We start from the raw sequence: 17,103 nt of genomic DNA on the forward strand, positions 1-17,103 counted from the left end.
CCCGGCGCATAGGAGCGCACGGCGTCGATCAGCATCTTCGAACCGGTGATGTAGCCGCCCAGCGTGCCGAAGGCCTTGGCGAGCGTGCCCTCGATGACGTCGATGCGATGGGCGACGCCCTCGCGCTCGGAGATGCCGCCGCCGCGCGGGCCGTACATGCCCACCGCATGGACCTCGTCGATATAGGTCATCGCGCCGTAGCGCTCGGCCAGATCGCAGATCGCATCGATCGGGGCGATGTCGCCATCCATCGAATAGACGCTCTCGAAGACGACGAGCTTGGGCTGGCCCTCGGGCGCGGCCTTCAGAAGCTCTTCGAGATGGGCAAGATCGTTGTGGCGGAATATCTGCTTCTTGGCGCCGGATTTTCTCACGCCTTCGATCATCGAGGCGTGGTTAAGTTCGTCGGACAGGATCAGGCAGCCGGGCAGAAGCTTTGCGATCGTCGAGATCGAGGCCTCGTTGGAGACGAAGCCGGAAGTGAAGACGAGGGCGGCTTCCTTGCCATGCAGATCGGCGAGCTCGCGCTCGAGTTCGACCAGCGGATGATTGGTGCCGGAGATGTTGCGCGTGCCGCCGGCGCCCGATCCCATGGAAGAGACCGTGTTGCGCATGGCCGAGACGACGCTCTCATGCTGACCCATGCCCAGATAGTCGTTGGAGCACCAGACGATGATCTCACGCGCCTTGCCTTCGTGGCGCCAGATGGCATGGGGAAACCGGCCGGCGATCCGCTCCAGATCCGCAAACACCCGATAGCGCTTTTCCGCATGCAGCGCTTCGATCGCAGAGCGGAAGTGGCTTTCGTAATCGAACATCGAGGACTCCTTTGTCAGAACCGTTCTAGGAATTGACCCCGGCAATGTCCATGCCGTTCGGTTCCGACCCCATGGGGCTTGCGTCATTTTGCTCTCGGCTTTTGGTCGCAGGGCAGGATGAGTTCCATGACCTGGATCAAACCGAGGCTTTGGTGCGAAGCCTTGGGGGGAGTGTCGGCGATTATATCTAAGGTTTGGTTTCGTGCGCGCCGTCCCCTGGGCCTTCGCTCTGGTCCGAAGACGCAAGAGGCGGGGAACCTTCGTCCGCTTCGTCCATCGCCGAAATGCGGGTGCGTCGCGCTCGAGCCTGATCCTTCCGCCGCCGCAAATTGGCGCGCAGTTCCCGCTCCAGCCGCTCCTTGCGGGTCTCCTGTCCGCTCGTCACCTTTGTCTCGTCCTCCCAGTGTCTGCGCTCTGGCGAAGAAGGGCCGCCAATGTGTTCGGTTCGGGCGACCAGCCGGTCGCGTGCCTAAGCTTTCGCGCGTCGATGTGGAAGCCCTCGATCAGGCGCTGAAAGGCCGGTCCCTTGCCGGCGATCCCTGCTGCGGTTCTCAGGATCGCGTTGGGTAGCGGGATCAGGCCTGGCGCTCGACCACGGGTCGTTCGCAGTCGGGCGATCAATGCAGCCGGTGTGACCGGCTCGGCATCAGCGACGAGATAGGTCTCCGCTCCCATGCCGTCACGATCGAGGCAAGCAATGATCGCGGACGACAGGGCCTCCACCGAGACGAAGCTTCGCTCCCCCAGAGTCGCCGGGAGCGGAAGCGGCCAGGCGCTCGCCGCAAGGCGCTTGAGGAGGGATATCATGCCACGACCGCCCTCCCCATAGACGGGGGCTGGGCGCAGGATCGTCAGCCGGATTCGGCTCGTCTTTGCCGCCTCCAGCAGAGCCGTCTCGGCCATCGCCTTGGAGCGTGCATAAGCATCGAGCGGAGCGATCGGGCTCGCCTCGTCGATTGGCCGATCTGAAGGTGCATGGACATTGGCGGTGCTTAAGAAAAGGAAATGCCGCGCCCCATGGGCTTCGACGGCGCGAAACAGCGCGAGGCTGCCGTCGCGATTGGCCCGGATCAAGGCGTGGTCATTGCTCGCTTCGCCCCTGCCGCGATCCGGGTTGAGCGCCGCGAGATGAATGACGGCGTCGAAGGGCGGATGATCGGCGATGTGATCGGGCCGCAGCGCCGCAAAATCCGACGGTCCGGTGATCACCTCTGGCGAGGCTTCTGCACCCTGGCCGGCGTCGGTGCCGCGCTTGAGCTTGGTGACGTCATGCCCGCTTGAGACAAGGCGCGGTACGAGATGCCGGCCCACGAAGCCGCTCGCTCCTGTCATGAGAATTCGCATGCGCCTCGCGCCGGTTCGTTCAAATGTCTGTCGAGGCGCTCAGTGTGGCAAGGCGCGACGCAATGTCCAGACCCGCCGACGCCGCGGCCCCACGCAAGCTGTTATCCCACTGCCGTCAATCTCTTTGCTGCGCAGCGACGTACGCCGTGTTAGGGCAAAGGCGATGAAGCGCTTTTTCGACATAGCCGCGAGCCTGTTCGGCCTGATCGCCCTTGGCTGGCTGATTGGCCTCCTCGCCATTTTGATCCGGCGGGAAAGCGACGGGCCGGGCATCTTTCGACAGGAGCGTGTCGGCCGCCATGGCCGGACCTTCATCTGCTACAAGATGCGGACCATGGCCCGCGAGACGCCGAATGCCGCCTCCCATGAGACCTCGGCCTCTTTCGTCACGCCGCTCGGCGCCCGGCTGCGTCGATACAAGCTCGACGAACTGCCCCAACTCTGGAACGTGCTGCGCGGCGAGATGAGCCTTGTCGGGCCGCGCCCCTGTCTTCCAGTCCAGACGCAGCTGATCGCGGCACGCATGGCGGAGGGCGCTTTCGCGGTTCGGCCGGGGATAACCGGGCCGGCCCAAGTGCGCGGCATCGACATGTCCGAGCCGGAACGGCTGGCGCGGATCGATGGCGCTTACGCAAGGGAGCGCAGCTTCTTCGCCGATTTGCGTCTCATTTTTCAAACACTGGCCGGAGGCGGGCAGGGGGACCGGGTGAAACTGGAAGCGGGCCCGCCGAAAACCGATTCGGCCCTGCCCGACCCTTCGAACACGCGAGAGCCGGCCGGACGAGCGGAGCGAATGCCGTGAGTCTCTTGCCCTTGCAACGGTCGTCAGGGGGGCAGCCGTGACCGAAGGCGGCGGGCGAGATGAGCGCGTTCTCAGGATCATGTCCTGGAATTGCCATGGGTCGATCGGCGAGGCGCGCAAACCCGATCCCGAGCTGGTGATCACCGAGATCGCGCGTCTACGCCCAGATATCCTCGCCCTACAGGAGGTCGACGGGCGCAGCTATCTCGGCCGGGAAAAGCGCGCCTTCGAATTCTTTGCCGATCGCCTGCCGCACCTTCTGTCTCCGACCGACCATCCCGGGGCGCGTCATCTCGTCGAAGCCCGAACGATCCGGCGCAAGGACCAGGATCACGGCCATCTCCTTTGGTCGCGTTTTCCGATCCGGGGGGCGGATGTGGTGCGGTTGCCCGGTCCAATGATCGAGGATCGGCTCCTGATCGATGCGGTTATCGAGACGCCTTTGGGGGCTTTACGAGTTTTTTCATCCCATTTCGCGCTGTTTCCGCCGACCCGGCTGCGCCAGGCGCGGGCGATCGTCGAGCGGATCGGGCTCGATCGGCAAAGGCCGACGCTCGCTCTCGGCGATCTCAACGAGTGGTCCTCGACCGGTTGGGTTCATCGAACCCTCGTCGCCGCATTGCCGAGAACCTTTGCGCCCAAAAGCTGGCCGTCCAAGCGCCCGCGCGTCGCGCTCGACCGGCTTTACGCGTCGTCGGATGTCGAGCTGGTGGGCGGCTGGACGGATGCGGAAGCGGGACGCGCCTCGGATCATCGACCGATCATCGTTGATCTCATGCTCAATGGGGACGAGAGGCCGGTCGGCTAATCGTCTTCACGCCACCGGTCTCCCGGCCAGTCGCCGTCGTCCCGGTCGTCATCCGCCAATCCGTCGCGAGCGTCCGAAGGTGGGGCCTCGTCGAGCGCTTCCGGGTCGAGCCGGCGCGTCGCGCCCCACTCGTCGAGAACGGCATTCGTGTCGTCGAGGACGAAGAACCGCGCCGCATCCTTGTCATAGCCGTCATCCATCAGCTCGTCGTAATCGGTGTGCTGGTGACGGATATGGGCGACGGTCGAGAGCCAGATGGCGCTTTCCGGCGAGAGCGAGCGCATGTGGCGCGAGCGGGCGGCCTCGCGGATCGCCTCCGCGTCGATGAAGGGCGCGCGGGGGATCAGCGCTGTCAGAGCCCGTCGCAAACGCCTTTGCCGTTCCGTCGCCATGGTGCTTGCTCTGTCTCCAAACCGGATCGGTCGTCACGCGCCAGGCGGCGCGTCGACGCTGGCGAAATAGGGTTTGATATCGAGGAGCGGTGTCGCGTCCAAGACGTCTATGGCATCGAGCGTCAGCTGCCCCGCCTCCATGTCGATCGCGACCAGTTGGACGAGATGCAGACCGATCGGGTTCGGGCGAACGGGCGAGCGCAGGGTGAAGGTGCCGCGCGGGCCGTCCGCGTGACGCGGCACCTGAAGCGCAAGATCGCGATCGGCTCGGTCGAGAAAGCTCAGGAGAAACACCCAATCGCCGGGTTTCAGTCCGTGAAGGGCCTCGTTGAAGGGCTTGAATACGGTGACGCTCGCCCCGCCGCCCCGCTCGCGCGCCATGCGCATATTCTTGGGGCATTCGGCACGTTCGTGCCAGGGGGAGCGGATCTCACCGATGAAGGTTAGGCCGGCATCGGGCGGGCCATTAAGGTTCGCCGAGAAGCGCGCTTCGCCAGGCCTCGGCGCTCGGTCGGTCTGATCACCTGCCTCGTCGGCCATTCCTCGCCCTTTCCACCACAGGCCGGCACTGTCGGCACAAAAGCGGCTTGCCAGCGCCGCGGAATTCACATAAACATATCTTTATATCAATATCGAGGTTGGCCATGCGCCCCACCGCATCATTGCCCTTCGACCATTATGTCGACGTTCTCAAGGCCCTGGCCGAGCCCACCCGGCTGCGCCTTGCCATGGTTCTCGCCCGCTCGGACCTGACGGTGAGCGAGCTGACGACGATTCTCGGCCAATCCCAGCCGCGCATCTCCCGCCATCTCAAGCTGATGGCCGAATGCGGCGTTCTGGAGCGTTATCAGGAAGGGGCCTTCGCTTACTATCGCCTATCCGACAAAACGGCCGCCGGCTCGCTTGCCCGCGATCTCGATATCCGCCTCGACGAGGGCGATCCGATCGTTGCCCGCGATCGCGATCGGCTGGAACAGGTGCGCACGGAACGGGCGCGCCGGGCCGCGGATTACTTCGCCCGAAATGCCGAAAGCTGGGACCGGATTCGCGCGCTCCATGTCTCGGATCGCAAGGTCGAAGAGACGCTTGACCGGATCCTCGGCAAGCGCCGGATCGGTACGCTGCTTGATGTCGGCACGGGTACGGGGCGGATGCTTGAGGTTCTGGCGCCGCGCTGCGATCGGGCGGTGGGCATCGACGCCTCCCGCGAGATGCTGGCGATCGCCCGCGCCAAGCTGGACGATGCTGGCATCGTCAACGCCCAGGTGCGCCAGGGCGATGCTTATAATCTGCCCGTCGAAGCCGGCAGTTTCGATCTCGTCGTCATGCATCAGGTGCTTCATTATCTCGACGACCCAGCGCGGGCCGTGCGCGAAGCGGCCTCGGTGCTGGCACCGGGCGGCCGGCTCGTCATCGTCGATTTCGCGCCTCATGAGCTCGAATTCCTGCGCGCCGATCACGCCCATTTGCGTCTCGGCTTTTCCGACGAGAGCCTGACCGGCTTTCTCGACGCCTGTCATCTGGAGATGCGCGCGATCGAGCATTTGAGCTCCGCCGCCGCCGAGACCGGCGGCCTGACGCTCACCATCTGTATCGGCCAGGATCGCCGGATGCTTTTAGCGCCCGGCGAGACGGCCACCGACACTCTCCATCAATATGCCTGACCGACATTCGATCGAAGGATCAAGACCTATGAACCAGCCGACCAACCCTGCCGCCCCGATCCGGGTGTCGTTCGAGTTCTTCCCGCCCAAGACTGAAAAGATGGAAGAGACGCTCTGGGCCTCGATCCAGCGGCTCGCGCCGCTTTCGCCAAGTTTCGTCTCGGTGACCTATGGCGCCGGCGGCTCGACCCGCGAGCGCACCCATCAGACGATTAAGCGCCTTCTGACCGAGACGGATCTGATCCCGGCGGCCCATCTCACCTGCGTCGACGCATCGCGCGAGGATATCGACGAGGTCATCCGGGAATATCGCGCCACGGGCGTCAAGCATTTCGTCGCCCTGCGCGGCGACAGTCAGGCCGGCGTCGGTAAGGCCTGGGAGGGGCGCGAGGACGGCTATCGCAACGCCGCGGAGCTGACCAAAGGCCTGAAGGCGATAGACGATTTCGAAATCTCCGTCGCCGCCTATCCTGAGAAGCACCCGGAGAGCCCGGATTTCTCGACCGATATCGACTTCCTGAAGCGCAAGGTCGACAATGGCGCGACCCGGGCGATCACCCAGTTCTTCTTCGATAACGACATCTTCGAGCGCTATGTGGAGCGGGTCCGCCGGGCCGGGATCTATATCCCCATTGTGCCGGGCATCGCGCCGATCCATGATTTCACCAAGATCGCCCGTTTCGCCGGGGCCTGCGGCACGTCGATCCCGGCCTGGCTCGCCGATCGCTTCGAGGGGCTGGAGAGCGATCCGGTGACCCACAGCCATGTGGCCGCCGCCGTTTGCTCCGATCAGGTTCTCGATCTCAACAAGCGCGGCTTTTCCGACTTTCACTTCTACACGATGAACCGCGCCGATCTCGTCTATTCGATCTGCCACATTTTGGGTCTGCGCCCGAAGGCGAAGGATGAGGCCGTCGCCCGTAGCGAAGCGGCCTGAGAAAAACGCTACTCGAAACGAGAAAGAGCCGGGCGGGCAACCGTCCGGCTCTTTTGCTTCCAGTGATGAGCTGCGATCAGCGGTTCGACGTCTGGACCGGCTTCACAAGGGGTGTGATGCGCCGCACCGTGACGCGGCGGTTTTCAGCACTTGGCTCGTCGGTGTTCACCTTCAGAAACTCCTCGCCATAGCCCTGGGTAATCAGGTTCTCCGGCGGAATGTCGAAATAGTCTGTCAGTGCGCTCGCTACCGCCTCGGCGCGGCGATCGGAGAGGGCCAGATTGGCGAGATCGGAGCCGACCGCGTCCGTATGGCCTTCGACGAGGAAGGTCTCGGACGGATTGCGATCGATGACCGTCGAGATCGCTTCGGCCAGCGCCTGGAGATTGCCGACCTCGGCCTGATCGATCGCGTCCGAACCGAAGGCAAAGTTGATCGTACTGAGATCGATCCGGCGAACCTTGTCGCGGATGCGCTTGGATCGGCGAACCTCGTCGACTGAATAGATGCGCTCGACCGTTTCGACCGGCGGCGCCACGATCGTCCGGTAATAGAGCGCCTCGTCCGGCTCCGCGATGTCGACGATATAGTCGTCCTCGGGAATCGTCAGATCGATCGGCGGCAGATCCGCGCCGGGATCGTAGTAATAGCGCGGCTCGGCGCCCTCATCGGCATAAGGGTCATAGAACAGCACCATCTCGCGGCCGTCGGGCATGATCCGCGAGCGCTGGATCGTCTCGCCATAGCGATTGGTGATGGTCACCACCTGAACGCCATTGGGCCGCACGATCGTCTCGCGCACCCGGCCACCGCCAAGCCGCTCGTAATACTGATCCTCGGCATTGGTCGAGAGGCGGCTCGTATCGTCGCCTCGGATGAAATAGGCCGCCGCACCTCCTGCCACGGCACCAACGAGCCCTGCGCCGACGATCGACAGAATGTCCCGGTCGCCGACTCGCTCCACCACTTCCGCGCCCGGCGGCAATTCGGGCTCGGGGCCCCGGACGACGGTCGTGTTGTTGACCGTCGTATTGTTCACCGTGGTGTTGTTCGTGGTCTGGTTGGTCGTCGAATTGTCGATGGTCTGGTTTTCGATCCGCTGGCCTTGTTCGGATGTCGCCGAAGGGATTTCGGTGATGGGTTCGGCGAGCGTCTGAACACGGGCGTCGCTTGCGGCAAGGCCATCTTCAGGAACGGGCTCGGTCTGGATATCCGCCGCGACCGGCTCCGGCGTTTCGGCAGGCTCGGCCGCTTGCTCTTGCGCAGGCGCCGCCTCGGCGGGAACGCTGGGGTCGGCCGGCGGTGCGGTCGGCGCGGCGGTCTCGCTTCCGTCTTGCGGCAGGGCCTCGGGCGCCGGCTCTCCTGGTGCCTGTTCGGCGTCCTGAGCGGCTTCGGGCGCTGCCGGTTCGCCAGCGGGTGCGGTTGGGTCCGGTGCCTGGACGGGTGCCTCTTCAGCTGGGCCGGGCTCAGAGGGGGCAGGCGGCGCCTCTTCGACGGCCGGTGCCGGCTCGCTTGGCGTGGGCTCAGCCGCGCCGTCCGCGGCAGGAGCCGGTTCGTCTTCCGCAGAAGGGGCAGTCTCGGCGGCGGGGTCCGCTGCCGCGGGTTCGCTCAGCTCTTCCTCGGGTGACTGATCCGGCGCCGCGCCAGCCGGCCCTTCGTCGATGGGTGCGGTTTCGTCTGCCGGGGCTTCGGCGGGCGGGGCAGCCGGTTCCTCGGCCGCTGGCACGGGCTCTTCGGCTTGCGGAGCCGCGTCTTCGGCCGGCGCGGGCTCCGGCTCGGCGGGTGCTTCTGCAGCGGGGACCGGCTCCTCTGCGGGCGCTGCTGCCTCGGGAGCCGGCGCTGGCTCTTCGGCAGGCTCAGGCGCCGAAGCCGGCTCATCTGCGGGCGGCGCAGCTTCTTCCGCAGGCGCAGGCTCCGGTGCAACCTCAGCGGCTGGCTCGGGGTCTGGCGCTGGGGCGGGCTCCGGTTCGGGCGCGGCATCCATTTCGACCGGCGGTGGCGCCTGCTCGACAGGCGGCTCGGCTTCGGCTGGGGCTTCTGGGGGTGGGGCCTCTTCCGCCGGCGCTTGGGCTTCCGGTGGCGGCAACTCGTCTGGATTGGCCTGGGCGACCTGGAAACCGGCCACCACAGACGGCTGGGCGAGGGCGCCGCCGGGGCCCGTCAGGGCTGTCGAAGCGGCCAGCGCCGCAAGGCCGGCGAAGCGGCCGGCTTTTTTCATGACGAACATGTCGAACAATTCGCTTTCGCTTTAACTCTTCGTCCCTTGCCTTCTCGATCCCCTTCTGGCTGGCGCTGCGCGCGCCTATCAGCCACGGAGCGTCAAACCTCAGGCGGATCGAAGGGAGGAAGTAAGAGCGCGACTGCTATGGTAAAGCACCGGCGTATTGCACGCTTTTGCGAGGCGGTTCAGGCCGGCGGTGTCCAGTCATAGAGCCAGGCAAGGCTCACGCGCAGCCGATCGGCCGGCGACAGCGCCATGACGAGATCGCGCCCGAAGGAGAAGGGGCGCGGCAGATGATAGACGAAGCGATGGAAGCCGGCCCGCCGGCGAACCCGATCGACGCGGGAGCGCCTCGTCGTCTCATAGGCCGCGATTGCGCTCGCTCGATCCGGCTGCACCGCGAGCGCATGGGCGAGGACAGCCGCATCCTCGATCGCCATTGCCGCGCCCTGAGCCGCGAAGGGCAGCATGCCATGGGCCGCGTCACCGACCAGCAATGCCCGATCGTCAAAGAGGCGCCAGGGACGATCTTCGGGCGTGACCGACAATGGCCAGGGCGTGAAAGAGCCGGAAGCATGGATCAGACGGCTAAGATCATTCCCCGAAGGCGAAAAGCGGGATGCAAGCGCGCTCGTTTCACCGGGCTGTGCTCCGTCGCCTTCGATCAGAACGAGATTGATTTGCCGCCCTGCCGCAATGGGGTAGGCGACCGCGTGGCGATCCCGATCGAGAAAGGCGGTGATCGAGGAGGTAGCCGTCGCGATCTCGCTCGACGCATTGCCCATCTCGATCCGGCCGCGCCAGGCAATCATACCGCTTGGCTTGGCGGGCGCTAGCGACGCATTCGCCGCCACTTGGCTGCGCACGCCATCGGCCGCAACGAGGAGATCGGTTTCGATCGACTTCGTCTCGCTATGCGTCGTCCGCATGGCGAGGAGCAGTCCCGTATCGATCGGCTGAAGATTGGTGAGTTCGCATCCAAGATCGAGTTGGATCGCCGCTTCGCGCTGGGCGGCTTCGTAAAGCACGCGTTGCAGATCGGCCCGGTGGATCGACAGATAGGGAGTCCCGTCCGAGGCTTCGACCGGAACCCGCGCCAGTATGCGGCTCGAGCGCGCATCCTTCAGAAGGACGTTCCGCGCCTTCACGCCCGCCGTCTCGAGCGATGCGAGAAGACCGAGATCGCGCATCACGCGCAGCGCATTGGGCGATAGCTGCAGCCCCGCGCCGACCTCTTCGAGAGCGTTGGCTCGTTCGACAATGCGAGACGCGATCCCCCTTTTTGCCAAGGAGAGCGCCGTCGTCAGGCCGGCGATGCCGGCCCCCACGATCAGTATGGGCCGATCGAACTGCATGGATGATGCTTTAGCGGCTGGACCGCCCGCTTACGCGGCCTTGTCACCATAGAGGCAGCCGGCTGGCCGTGTTTCGGTCGGTTTGAGATCGGCGACATAACGGAAGAGGGTCGAGCAATAGGGGCAGATTTTCTCGCTCTCGTCACCCATGTCCAGATAGACATGCGGATGGCTGTGGGGGGGATTGGCCCCGCAGCACATGAATTCCGTGACGCCGATTTCGATCGATTCGTAGCCACCATCGTTCTGGAAATGGGGAATCGCGTGTCCGGCCATTGCGTGACGCCTTCTTCCAACTCTTGAAGCAAGACCGGGCCGATCCCGGCCGCGTGCCTCGCCGATTGATTCTTGTCGAACCCTGTGGCCCATCATGAAACATGAAGCTGCACTGGTGCGCGGGACCATAGTCACGGCCACGCCGAAAGACCAGTGCGCCGCGACAAACTCTGTCTCGCGACAAATTCCGTGGTCCAGCAGGTGAAAATGCAAAGCGGCGCCGCCCGAGTGAGCGACGCCGCGACACGATTGAGTTGTCTTTCGATGTTTCGTCCGCTCGCCGCGCACCGCACCTCAGAACGAAATGCGATCAATCAGGATCGCCGTTTCGCTCTCAGCTTTTCATTTGCCGCATGATGCAATCGGAAAAGTCATGCGGCTTTTCCGCGTCATGCTTTAGCCGACGATATCGACGCCGTCCGGCAGCGTTTGGACGCGCGGATTGGCCTTCTTCAGAGCCTCGATATAGTTGCGCGGGAACAGAAGGTGATTCACGCCGCGCATGCCCATGAATTCGGCCACGTCGTTGGTGAAGGACGAACAATTATAGACGACTGCGTTCCAAACGGTCAGCGAGCCCTGCTTCTTGTTCATGAAGGCCACGACGCGCTGATACTCGTCGGGCGTCAGCGCGATCGTCATCTCATTCTGCAGATAGGCGATTTCGGTATCGCCGTCCGAGGCGCCCGTCAGGGCCGGAACCGGCACGAGATGGCCGAGCGAATAGGCCGCCTCGCCGCCGGCGGGGTGGAAGCCGGCGATCTTGACCATCGAGGGGACGAGAACGCCGCTGCGGTCATAAGGAACGCGGCCGGTGGAATCCAGCTCGCCATAGGCGATGAAGGAGTGGCCGTAGCTCTCGGCATTGCGCGCCCGGAACGAGACGAAATAGGGCTTCGGCAGAAGGCCAACGGCGCTTCGGCCGGAATAGGGCGTGAAGCGGACTTGGCTCGGACCGTTCGCGCTCACCTGGGGCGCGCCGACGGTCAAGTCTGACCTTTGACCGCCTGTCGAGCTGCAACCGGCGAGAGCGAGTGCGACCAGCGCGATGGCACTGATCCTGGTCACTGAAACGACCATGGCGTTCATGTCCTTGACGGGTGCCGAGTTGAGGAGGAGCCGGTTCGGCTCGTCTGTCCTGTTCGGCGATACTACGGAGCGGGTCCTAAAGGCCTCAAGGGCGCTCCCGGTTCCGAAAACAGTATGGGCATATGATTCCGGCGGGCCAGTGGCAATCGCAGTTGGAATCACGTCCTCGTCAGACGGGATCACATGTCCGGGTCCGACACTTCGACCGGCCGTCATGGCCGCCCGAACGGTCCTCTTTCAAAGACCGGCATTATTGGGGGGGCAGGTCGAAACGACTGGCCCCCCCAAGTTTTCAAGGGGATTAGCCCTTGGTGACGTAGGTCTCTTCGTAGACCGGAGCCGGAGCAGCAACGGGCTCCTTGCCCTTGCCCTTGCCCTTGCCCATGCAGCCAGCGAAGGAAGCGACAGCGAGGGCCGCGACCGAAGCGATGATGATCTTCTTCATAGTTCTGATACCTATCAGTGCCTGACGGTTGATGCCGCAGTTAAGGATCTCGGTCGCAGCGACCGAAACCTCCTGCAAACTGTTGCGCTTTGGCGATAGGAGCAAGTGCGAAATCGCAACACTCGCCCGCCATCGCATTTACCTTGACCCCTTTAGCTTAACAGCCGGTTACGGGGATCGCGGTCCATTCTCAGCGTGGACAGGAATGCGTTTATTTCCAGGGCGTTAGAAGTGCAAGGGGTGAGTGGCTGACGGCGCTGCTGGAACGCATCACGTCTCATAAATTCGGGAAACCATCCGCGAGCATGAAGCCGCCTGACCGAGCGTCATGCTGCTGCATTGCCACGATTTTGACACGGAATCACACAGCGGCATTTCGCAACTGCTCAGTGCTGCTTCGCGGGTGCGGTCGTTCGAGCGATCCTCGCGTGGATGGCTGCGGCTCCTTTCCCTCAGGACATCATCGCAGGGGCGGCGCGGCTCCACCCTCCCTCGGCTCTGTCTGTCGCGCGCCCTCCTTCTGAGGTGCGGCGAAGCGCCGATCGCCGTCGTGGTCTCCGCAGCACTGATCGCCGGCGGGATTGATGATCGCCGGACGATGAGCCGCTCACAGGATGCCCCGGCACGGCGCTCGCCAGGGGCCCCGTTCAGGTCTTCAATTCTCACTCCCATTGCCAGCGCACCCAAAAATTTGACCGTTCGATAAAAAATTTGACCTTTTGGAAAAGTCGGATCATTCTAAACTGCGATGGCGGCACGGTCCCTGTGGGCCGGTGGCCCAATGTTTGGGAAGGCTTTCAAGGGGAGTGCCTATGTCCGACATGCCTGCATCCCATCCCGACGTTCGAGGCGGCCGTTTGGCCCCGGAGGAGCTGGAGGCGAATTTCGCCGATCTTCATCCAGCCCTGGAAGCCCATGAAGCGCTGGTCGAGGCCGATCGGTGCTATTTCTGCTACGATGCGCCCTGCATGCAGGCCTGTCCGACCTCGATCGACATCCCGCTCTTCATCCGCGAAATCCAGACGGGCAATCCGATCGGTGCCGCCAAGACGATCCTCTCGTCAAATATACTGGGCGGTATGTGCGCCCGGGTCTGCCCGACCGAGACCCTTTGCGAAGAAGTCTGCGTACGCGAAGTCGCGGAGGGCAAGCCGGTCAAGATCGGCATGCTGCAGCGCTATGCGACCGATGCCTTAATGGAGACGGGCGAGCATCCTTTCCGGCGCTCGCCAGCGACCGGCAGGACGATCGCGGTCGTCGGTGCCGGGCCGGCTGGCCTCTCCTGCACGCATCGGCTGGCCATGAAGGGCCACGACGTCACCATTTTCGATGCCCGGGAAAAGCCCGGCGGCCTCAACGAATATGGGATCGCCGCTTACAAGGCGACCGACGATTTCGCCCAGGCCGAGGTGGAGTTCCTCCTGAAGATCGGCGGAATCACGGTCGAGACCGGTAAGGCGCTCGGCCGAGACATTCATCTGTCCGATCTGCGCAACGATTTCGATGCCGTTTTTCTGGGTCTCGGTCTTGGCGGCGTCAACGCGCTGTTCGACGGCGAGGATGCATCTGGCTCCCACGATGCCGTCGCCTGGATCGCCGACCTGCGCCAGACCGCCGAGCTATCGGCGCTCCCTGTCGGTCGCCGGGTGGTCGTCATCGGCGGCGGCATGACCGCGATCGACGCTGCTGTTCAAGCCAAGGCACTGGGAGCGGAAGAGGTGACGCTTGCCTATCGCCGCGGCCGCGAGGCCATGAACGCCTCCGCCTATGAGCAGGAGGTGGCTGCCACGCGCGGCGTCCATATCCGCTGCAATCTGCAGCCTGCCCGGATTCTGGCAGAGAACGGCCACGTGGTCGGCATCGTGTTCGAGCGCACGAAGGTTGGCTCAGACGGCAGGCTCGCCGGGACGGGCGAGACGGTCACGATCGAAGCCGATCAGGTCTTCAAAGCGATCGGCCAAAACTTCCTGCCCGACGGCACGCAAGCGGAGGGCGGCGACATTGCTCTCGACCGGGGGCGGATCCAAGTCGACGCTGCCCGGCGCACCTCGCTTCCGGGTGTCTGGGCCGGCGGCGACTGCATTGCGGACGGCGAAGACCTCACCGTCGTCGCCGTCGAGGACGGCAAGATCGCGGCCGAGGACATTCATGCAGCGCTGATGGCGCAGGCGAAGGTGGCGGCGGAGTGATGGGTCGAAAGCCTGTCGTCGCCCGGTCTGCATCTAAAATTTGGACGTCTCGCGAGGATCAGAGCAGGGCAATGAAGTCTTCGTCCGACATTCCGGATTGCTTGATAATGGCGCGAAGCGTCCCGATCGGAAGATCGCGGTTGCCGTGGACTGGAACGACGACCGCGCGCCGATCAGGCGACTGGCGTTCCATCACATGATGGCTTCCCGTGACGTGATGCAAACTAAAGCCGGCCTTCTTCAATGCGCGCAACACTTGCTTTCCGCTGATTGCGGGAAGGCGAGTCAAGGATCAGGCCGCCACGGTCACCCGCTCCACCAAAGGCACGACATCCTCGGGGCGGGCTATTCCTTCGGCGTCGTAATATTCGAGGACGGCCTGGATCGCTTCTCGGCCATGTTCCACAGCCTCCTCTCGAGTTTCGCCATAACTGACGACCTCCGGCAGAGCCGGGACCAGCACGGTAAAGCCGCCCTCCGGCTCGGGGCGAAGATGGATCGTGTAGGTGACGGTCATGACGGCTCCCGAAATCGCCTGCGATCAATTTCCAAAATAGCAATCCTTCAAGCGGCCCGCCAGAAGAGGAGTGAGACCCTTGGCTGATCTCTCGACGAATTTCCTCGGCATTTCCTCCCCCAACCCATTCTGGCTGGCTTCCGCGCCGCCGACGGATAAGGAATACAACGTCCAGCGCGCTTTCGAGGCCGGCTGGGGCGGCGTCGTGTGGAAGACGCTCGGCGAGGACCCGCCCGTCGTCAATGTCAACGGCCCGCGCTATGGCGCGATTCACGGGCCGGACCGGCGGCTCCTCGGCCTCAACAATATCGAGCTGATCACCGACCGGGCGCTCGACACGAACCTCGAAGAGATCGCGCGGGTCAAGCGCAACTGGCCGGACCGAGCGATGATCGTCTCCCTGATGGTGCCCTGCGAGGAAGCGCCCTGGAAGAAAATCCTTGCCCTCGTCGAGGAGACCGGCGCGGACGGGGTGGAGCTCAATTTCGGCTGCCCTCATGGTATGAGCGAGCGCGGCATGGGTTCGGCCGTCGGCCAGGTGCCTGAATATATCGAGATGGTCGCGCGCTGGTGCAAGCAGCATTCCAGGCTGCCGGTCATCGTCAAGCTGACGCCCAACATCACCGATATCCGCTATCCGGCGCGTGCGGCCAGGAAGGGCGGTGCCGACGCGGTCTCGCTGATCAACACCATCTCCTCGATCGTCTCGATCGATCTCGACAATTTCGCCCCCACCCCCACCATCGACGGCAAGGGCTCCCATGGCGGCTATTGCGGCCCGGCGGTCAAACCCATCGCCCTCAATATGGTCGCCGAAATCGCCCGCGATGGCGAAACCGCCGGCATGCCGATGTCCGGCATCGGCGGCATCACCACATGGCGCGACGCGGCGGAGTTCATCGCGCTCGGCTGCGGGACGGTCCAGGTCTGCACCGCGGCGATGACCTATGGCTTCAAGGTGGTCCAGGAAATGGCCTCGGGTCTCTCCGACTGGATGGACGAGAAGGGGTACGCCTCGATCGAGGATTTCCGCGGCCGCGCCGCGCCCAACGTCACCGACTGGCAGTATCTGAACCTCAATTACGTGACCAAGGCGCGGATCGATCAGGACAAATGCATCTCCTGCGGCCGTTGCCACATCGCCTGCGAGGACACCTCCCATCAGGCCATCACCAATCAGGTCGACGGCGTGCGCAAGTTCGAAGTGATCGATGCCGAATGCGTCGGCTGCAATCTCTGCGTCAATGTCTGCCCGGTCGAGGACTGCATCACCATGGAGCGGATCGCCGGCGTCGATCCGCGCACGGGCAAGCCGATCCCCGAGGACTATGGGAACTGGACGGCTCACCCGAACAATCCGATGGCGGTGGAGAAGATCCAGCACGCGCCGGAGCGGGTGGCCGCGGAGTAAAAGTCAGCGCCGTTTCGATCCGCGCTGGTCCTTTCGTTTCTCTAGGATCAGCGCGGGCGAATGCCGTTGAGGATGATCGAAAGAACCGCCTGGGCCGCCTGTTCGCGGTAGCCCGGTCGGTCGATCTGTTGGCCGAGGACGGCGCGGATCTGCGCGTCGAAATCGGCGTAGTGCTGGGTGGTTGCCCAAATGGTGAAGATCAGATGCACCGGGTCGATTGGCGCAAGCCGTCCCGATTGAACCCAATGGCCGATCACCGCCGCCTTGCGCAGCACGAGTTCTTTGAGATGGGTCGCCAAGAACTCGCCGATCACCGGAGCGCCGGCCAGGACCTCATTGGCGAAGAGGCGCGAGGCGGCGGTATTGTCTGCCGACATCCGCATCTTCAGCGAGATGTAGCGCCGCAACTCCTCGATCGGATCGCCCTCCGCATCGAGCGCCTCCAGGGGCGCCAGCCAGTCCGCGAGGATCGATTCCAGCACCGCCCGATAGATGTCCTGCTTGCGGCGGAAGTAGTAGAGGAGGTTAGGCTTCGACATGCCCGCTCGCTGAGCGATCTGATCGACCGTTGAGCCGCGAAATCCATGGATCGAGAAGACGTCGAGCGCCGCCACCAAAATGGCGCTGCGATTGATCTCCTGAATCCGCGTGCGCGGCTTGTCGGGCTCTTCGCCCGTATCGAGATAGACGTCCAAGACGGTCCTCTTCTGCCGATCCACTTGGCAGGTCTGCCGAATGCCTTCTCGAGCGGCATGTGCCTTGACCCCGCCCAGTTGACCTTCTAGCCTCCGATTTGACCAAATAGTCAAGATTTTCCGGCCCTCTCGGTTCGCTC

18 protein-coding genes are annotated in these 17,103 nt (G+C 64.0%); 6 read left to right on the forward strand and 12 right to left on the reverse strand.

The genetic code is table 11. The features are described 5' to 3' along the window. Together hemA and B9A15_RS04450 are read right to left on the reverse strand one after the other, a co-directional pair. Positions 1-818: 5-aminolevulinate synthase (gene hemA, locus B9A15_RS04440; RefSeq protein WP_084408843.1), on the reverse strand; the 818-nt coding region annotated here is incomplete at its 3' end. A gap of 381 nt (positions 819-1,199) precedes the next feature. Further along, positions 1,200-2,150, reverse strand: a complete 951-nt coding sequence (locus B9A15_RS04450; protein WP_170923172.1) for an NAD-dependent epimerase/dehydratase family protein — start codon at positions 2,148-2,150, stop codon at positions 1,200-1,202. Positions 2,151-2,325: 175 nt separating this feature from the next. Between B9A15_RS04450 and B9A15_RS04455 the strand changes: the two genes are divergently transcribed. Then, the gene (locus tag B9A15_RS04455; protein WP_084408846.1) at positions 2,326-2,964 is read left to right on the forward strand and encodes a sugar transferase; all 639 of its coding nucleotides are present in this window, start codon (positions 2,326-2,328) and stop codon (positions 2,962-2,964) included. Positions 2,965-3,001: 37 nt separating this feature from the next. After that, entirely contained in the window at positions 3,002-3,772 is a 771-nt protein-coding gene (locus B9A15_RS04460) for an endonuclease/exonuclease/phosphatase family protein (protein ID WP_084408847.1), read from the forward strand. Here the strand turns inward: B9A15_RS04460 and B9A15_RS04465 are convergent. Together B9A15_RS04465 and tsaA are read right to left on the reverse strand one after the other, a co-directional pair. Next, entirely contained in the window at positions 3,769-4,164 is a 396-nt protein-coding gene (locus B9A15_RS04465) for a DUF2293 domain-containing protein (protein ID WP_084408848.1), read from the reverse strand. The two genes, B9A15_RS04460 and B9A15_RS04465, sit on opposite strands and share 4 nt — an antisense overlap. A 33-nt stretch (positions 4,165-4,197) precedes the next feature. Then, the gene (gene tsaA, locus B9A15_RS04470) at positions 4,198-4,704 is read right to left on the reverse strand and encodes a tRNA (N6-threonylcarbamoyladenosine(37)-N6)-methyltransferase TrmO (protein WP_084408849.1); all 507 of its coding nucleotides are present in this window, start codon (positions 4,702-4,704) and stop codon (positions 4,198-4,200) included. Between the two features lie 104 nt (positions 4,705-4,808). Between tsaA and B9A15_RS04475 the strand changes: the two genes are divergently transcribed. Together B9A15_RS04475 and metF are read left to right on the forward strand one after the other, a co-directional pair. Then, on the forward strand, positions 4,809-5,828 hold the full coding sequence (locus B9A15_RS04475; RefSeq protein ID WP_084408850.1) for an ArsR/SmtB family transcription factor: 1,020 nt from the start codon (positions 4,809-4,811) through the stop codon (positions 5,826-5,828). 28 nt (positions 5,829-5,856) lie between these two features. Beyond that, positions 5,857-6,765, forward strand: a complete 909-nt coding sequence (metF, locus tag B9A15_RS04480) for a methylenetetrahydrofolate reductase [NAD(P)H] (RefSeq protein ID WP_084408851.1) — start codon at positions 5,857-5,859, stop codon at positions 6,763-6,765. A 76-nt stretch (positions 6,766-6,841) separates the two neighbouring features. Here the strand turns inward: metF and B9A15_RS04485 are convergent, their stop codons facing one another. The 5 genes from B9A15_RS04485 to B9A15_RS22445 form a co-directional block, all read right to left on the reverse strand. Next, positions 6,842-8,992: an OmpA family protein gene (locus B9A15_RS04485; RefSeq protein WP_244556793.1), complete on the reverse strand. Its 2,151-nt coding sequence runs from the start codon at positions 8,990-8,992 to the stop codon at positions 6,842-6,844. Positions 8,993-9,171: 179 nt separating this feature from the next. Next, a complete protein-coding gene (locus tag B9A15_RS04490) occupies positions 9,172-10,341 on the reverse strand; it encodes an FAD-dependent monooxygenase (RefSeq protein WP_084408852.1) in 1,170 nt (389 codons plus the stop codon). Positions 10,342-10,371: 30 nt separating this feature from the next. Continuing rightward, positions 10,372-10,617, reverse strand: a complete 246-nt coding sequence (locus tag B9A15_RS04495; protein WP_084408853.1) for a zinc-finger domain-containing protein — start codon at positions 10,615-10,617, stop codon at positions 10,372-10,374. A gap of 396 nt (positions 10,618-11,013) precedes the next feature. After that, the gene (locus tag B9A15_RS04505) at positions 11,014-11,706 is read right to left on the reverse strand and encodes a hypothetical protein (protein ID WP_244556794.1); all 693 of its coding nucleotides are present in this window, start codon (positions 11,704-11,706) and stop codon (positions 11,014-11,016) included. A gap of 301 nt (positions 11,707-12,007) precedes the next feature. Then, positions 12,008-12,151, reverse strand: a complete 144-nt coding sequence (locus B9A15_RS22445) for a hypothetical protein (protein WP_007065759.1) — start codon at positions 12,149-12,151, stop codon at positions 12,008-12,010. Between the two features lie 821 nt (positions 12,152-12,972). Between B9A15_RS22445 and B9A15_RS04510 the strand changes: the two genes are divergently transcribed. Next, positions 12,973-14,340: an NAD(P)-dependent oxidoreductase gene (locus B9A15_RS04510; RefSeq protein ID WP_084409117.1), complete on the forward strand. Its 1,368-nt coding sequence runs from the start codon at positions 12,973-12,975 to the stop codon at positions 14,338-14,340. Positions 14,341-14,398: 58 nt separating this feature from the next. Here the strand turns inward: B9A15_RS04510 and B9A15_RS04515 are convergent, their stop codons facing one another. Both B9A15_RS04515 and B9A15_RS04520 read right to left on the reverse strand, forming a co-directional pair. Beyond that, positions 14,399-14,629, reverse strand: a complete 231-nt coding sequence (locus B9A15_RS04515) for a type II toxin-antitoxin system HicA family toxin (RefSeq protein WP_084408855.1) — start codon at positions 14,627-14,629, stop codon at positions 14,399-14,401. A gap of 3 nt (positions 14,630-14,632) precedes the next feature. Then, positions 14,633-14,857 carry a type II toxin-antitoxin system HicB family antitoxin gene (locus B9A15_RS04520; RefSeq protein ID WP_084408856.1) on the reverse strand — a complete coding sequence of 75 codons (225 nt, stop codon included), beginning with the start codon at positions 14,855-14,857 and terminating at the stop codon, positions 14,633-14,635. Positions 14,858-14,936: 79 nt separating this feature from the next. On the opposite strand from B9A15_RS04520, the gene preA reads away from it, so the two are divergent. Continuing rightward, the gene (gene preA, locus B9A15_RS04525; protein WP_084408857.1) at positions 14,937-16,268 is read left to right on the forward strand and encodes an NAD-dependent dihydropyrimidine dehydrogenase subunit PreA; all 1,332 of its coding nucleotides are present in this window, start codon (positions 14,937-14,939) and stop codon (positions 16,266-16,268) included. 47 nt (positions 16,269-16,315) lie between these two features. Here preA and B9A15_RS04530 read toward each other — a convergent pair whose 3' ends face one another. Beyond that, positions 16,316-16,963 (reverse strand): TetR family transcriptional regulator C-terminal domain-containing protein, encoded by a 648-nt coding sequence (locus B9A15_RS04530; protein WP_244556795.1) that lies wholly within the window; start codon positions 16,961-16,963, stop codon positions 16,316-16,318. Positions 16,964-17,103: the final 140 nt, after the last annotated feature.

This window comes from Fulvimarina manganoxydans, assembly GCF_900176465.1.
GTDB lineage: Bacteria > Pseudomonadota > Alphaproteobacteria > Rhizobiales > Rhizobiaceae > Fulvimarina > Fulvimarina manganoxydans.

What these genes read in the sequence shown, in the direction of transcription:
- B9A15_RS04450 (WP_170923172.1), bottom strand. Translation starts at nt 2,150, where the DNA reads ATGACAGGAGCGAGCGGCTTCGTGGGCCGGCATCTCGTACCGCGCCTT.
- B9A15_RS04455 (WP_084408846.1), top strand. Translation starts at nt 2,326, where the DNA reads ATGAAGCGCTTTTTCGACATAGCCGCGAGCCTGTTCGGCCTGATCGCC.
- B9A15_RS04465 (WP_084408848.1), bottom strand. Translation starts at nt 4,164, where the DNA reads ATGGCGACGGAACGGCAAAGGCGTTTGCGACGGGCTCTGACAGCGCTG.
- tsaA (WP_084408849.1), bottom strand. Translation starts at nt 4,704, where the DNA reads ATGGCCGACGAGGCAGGTGATCAGACCGACCGAGCGCCGAGGCCTGGC.
- B9A15_RS04475 (WP_084408850.1), top strand. Translation starts at nt 4,809, where the DNA reads ATGCGCCCCACCGCATCATTGCCCTTCGACCATTATGTCGACGTTCTC.
- metF (WP_084408851.1), top strand. Translation starts at nt 5,857, where the DNA reads ATGAACCAGCCGACCAACCCTGCCGCCCCGATCCGGGTGTCGTTCGAG.
- B9A15_RS04485 (WP_244556793.1), bottom strand. Translation starts at nt 8,992, where the DNA reads ATGTTCGTCATGAAAAAAGCCGGCCGCTTCGCCGGCCTTGCGGCGCTG.
- B9A15_RS04490 (WP_084408852.1), bottom strand. Translation starts at nt 10,341, where the DNA reads ATGCAGTTCGATCGGCCCATACTGATCGTGGGGGCCGGCATCGCCGGC.
- B9A15_RS04495 (WP_084408853.1), bottom strand. Translation starts at nt 10,617, where the DNA reads ATGGCCGGACACGCGATTCCCCATTTCCAGAACGATGGTGGCTACGAA.
- B9A15_RS04505 (WP_244556794.1), bottom strand. Translation starts at nt 11,706, where the DNA reads ATGAACGCCATGGTCGTTTCAGTGACCAGGATCAGTGCCATCGCGCTG.
- B9A15_RS22445 (WP_007065759.1), bottom strand. Translation starts at nt 12,151, where the DNA reads ATGAAGAAGATCATCATCGCTTCGGTCGCGGCCCTCGCTGTCGCTTCC.
- B9A15_RS04510 (WP_084409117.1), top strand. Translation starts at nt 12,973, where the DNA reads ATGCCTGCATCCCATCCCGACGTTCGAGGCGGCCGTTTGGCCCCGGAG.
- B9A15_RS04520 (WP_084408856.1), bottom strand. Translation starts at nt 14,857, where the DNA reads ATGACCGTCACCTACACGATCCATCTTCGCCCCGAGCCGGAGGGCGGC.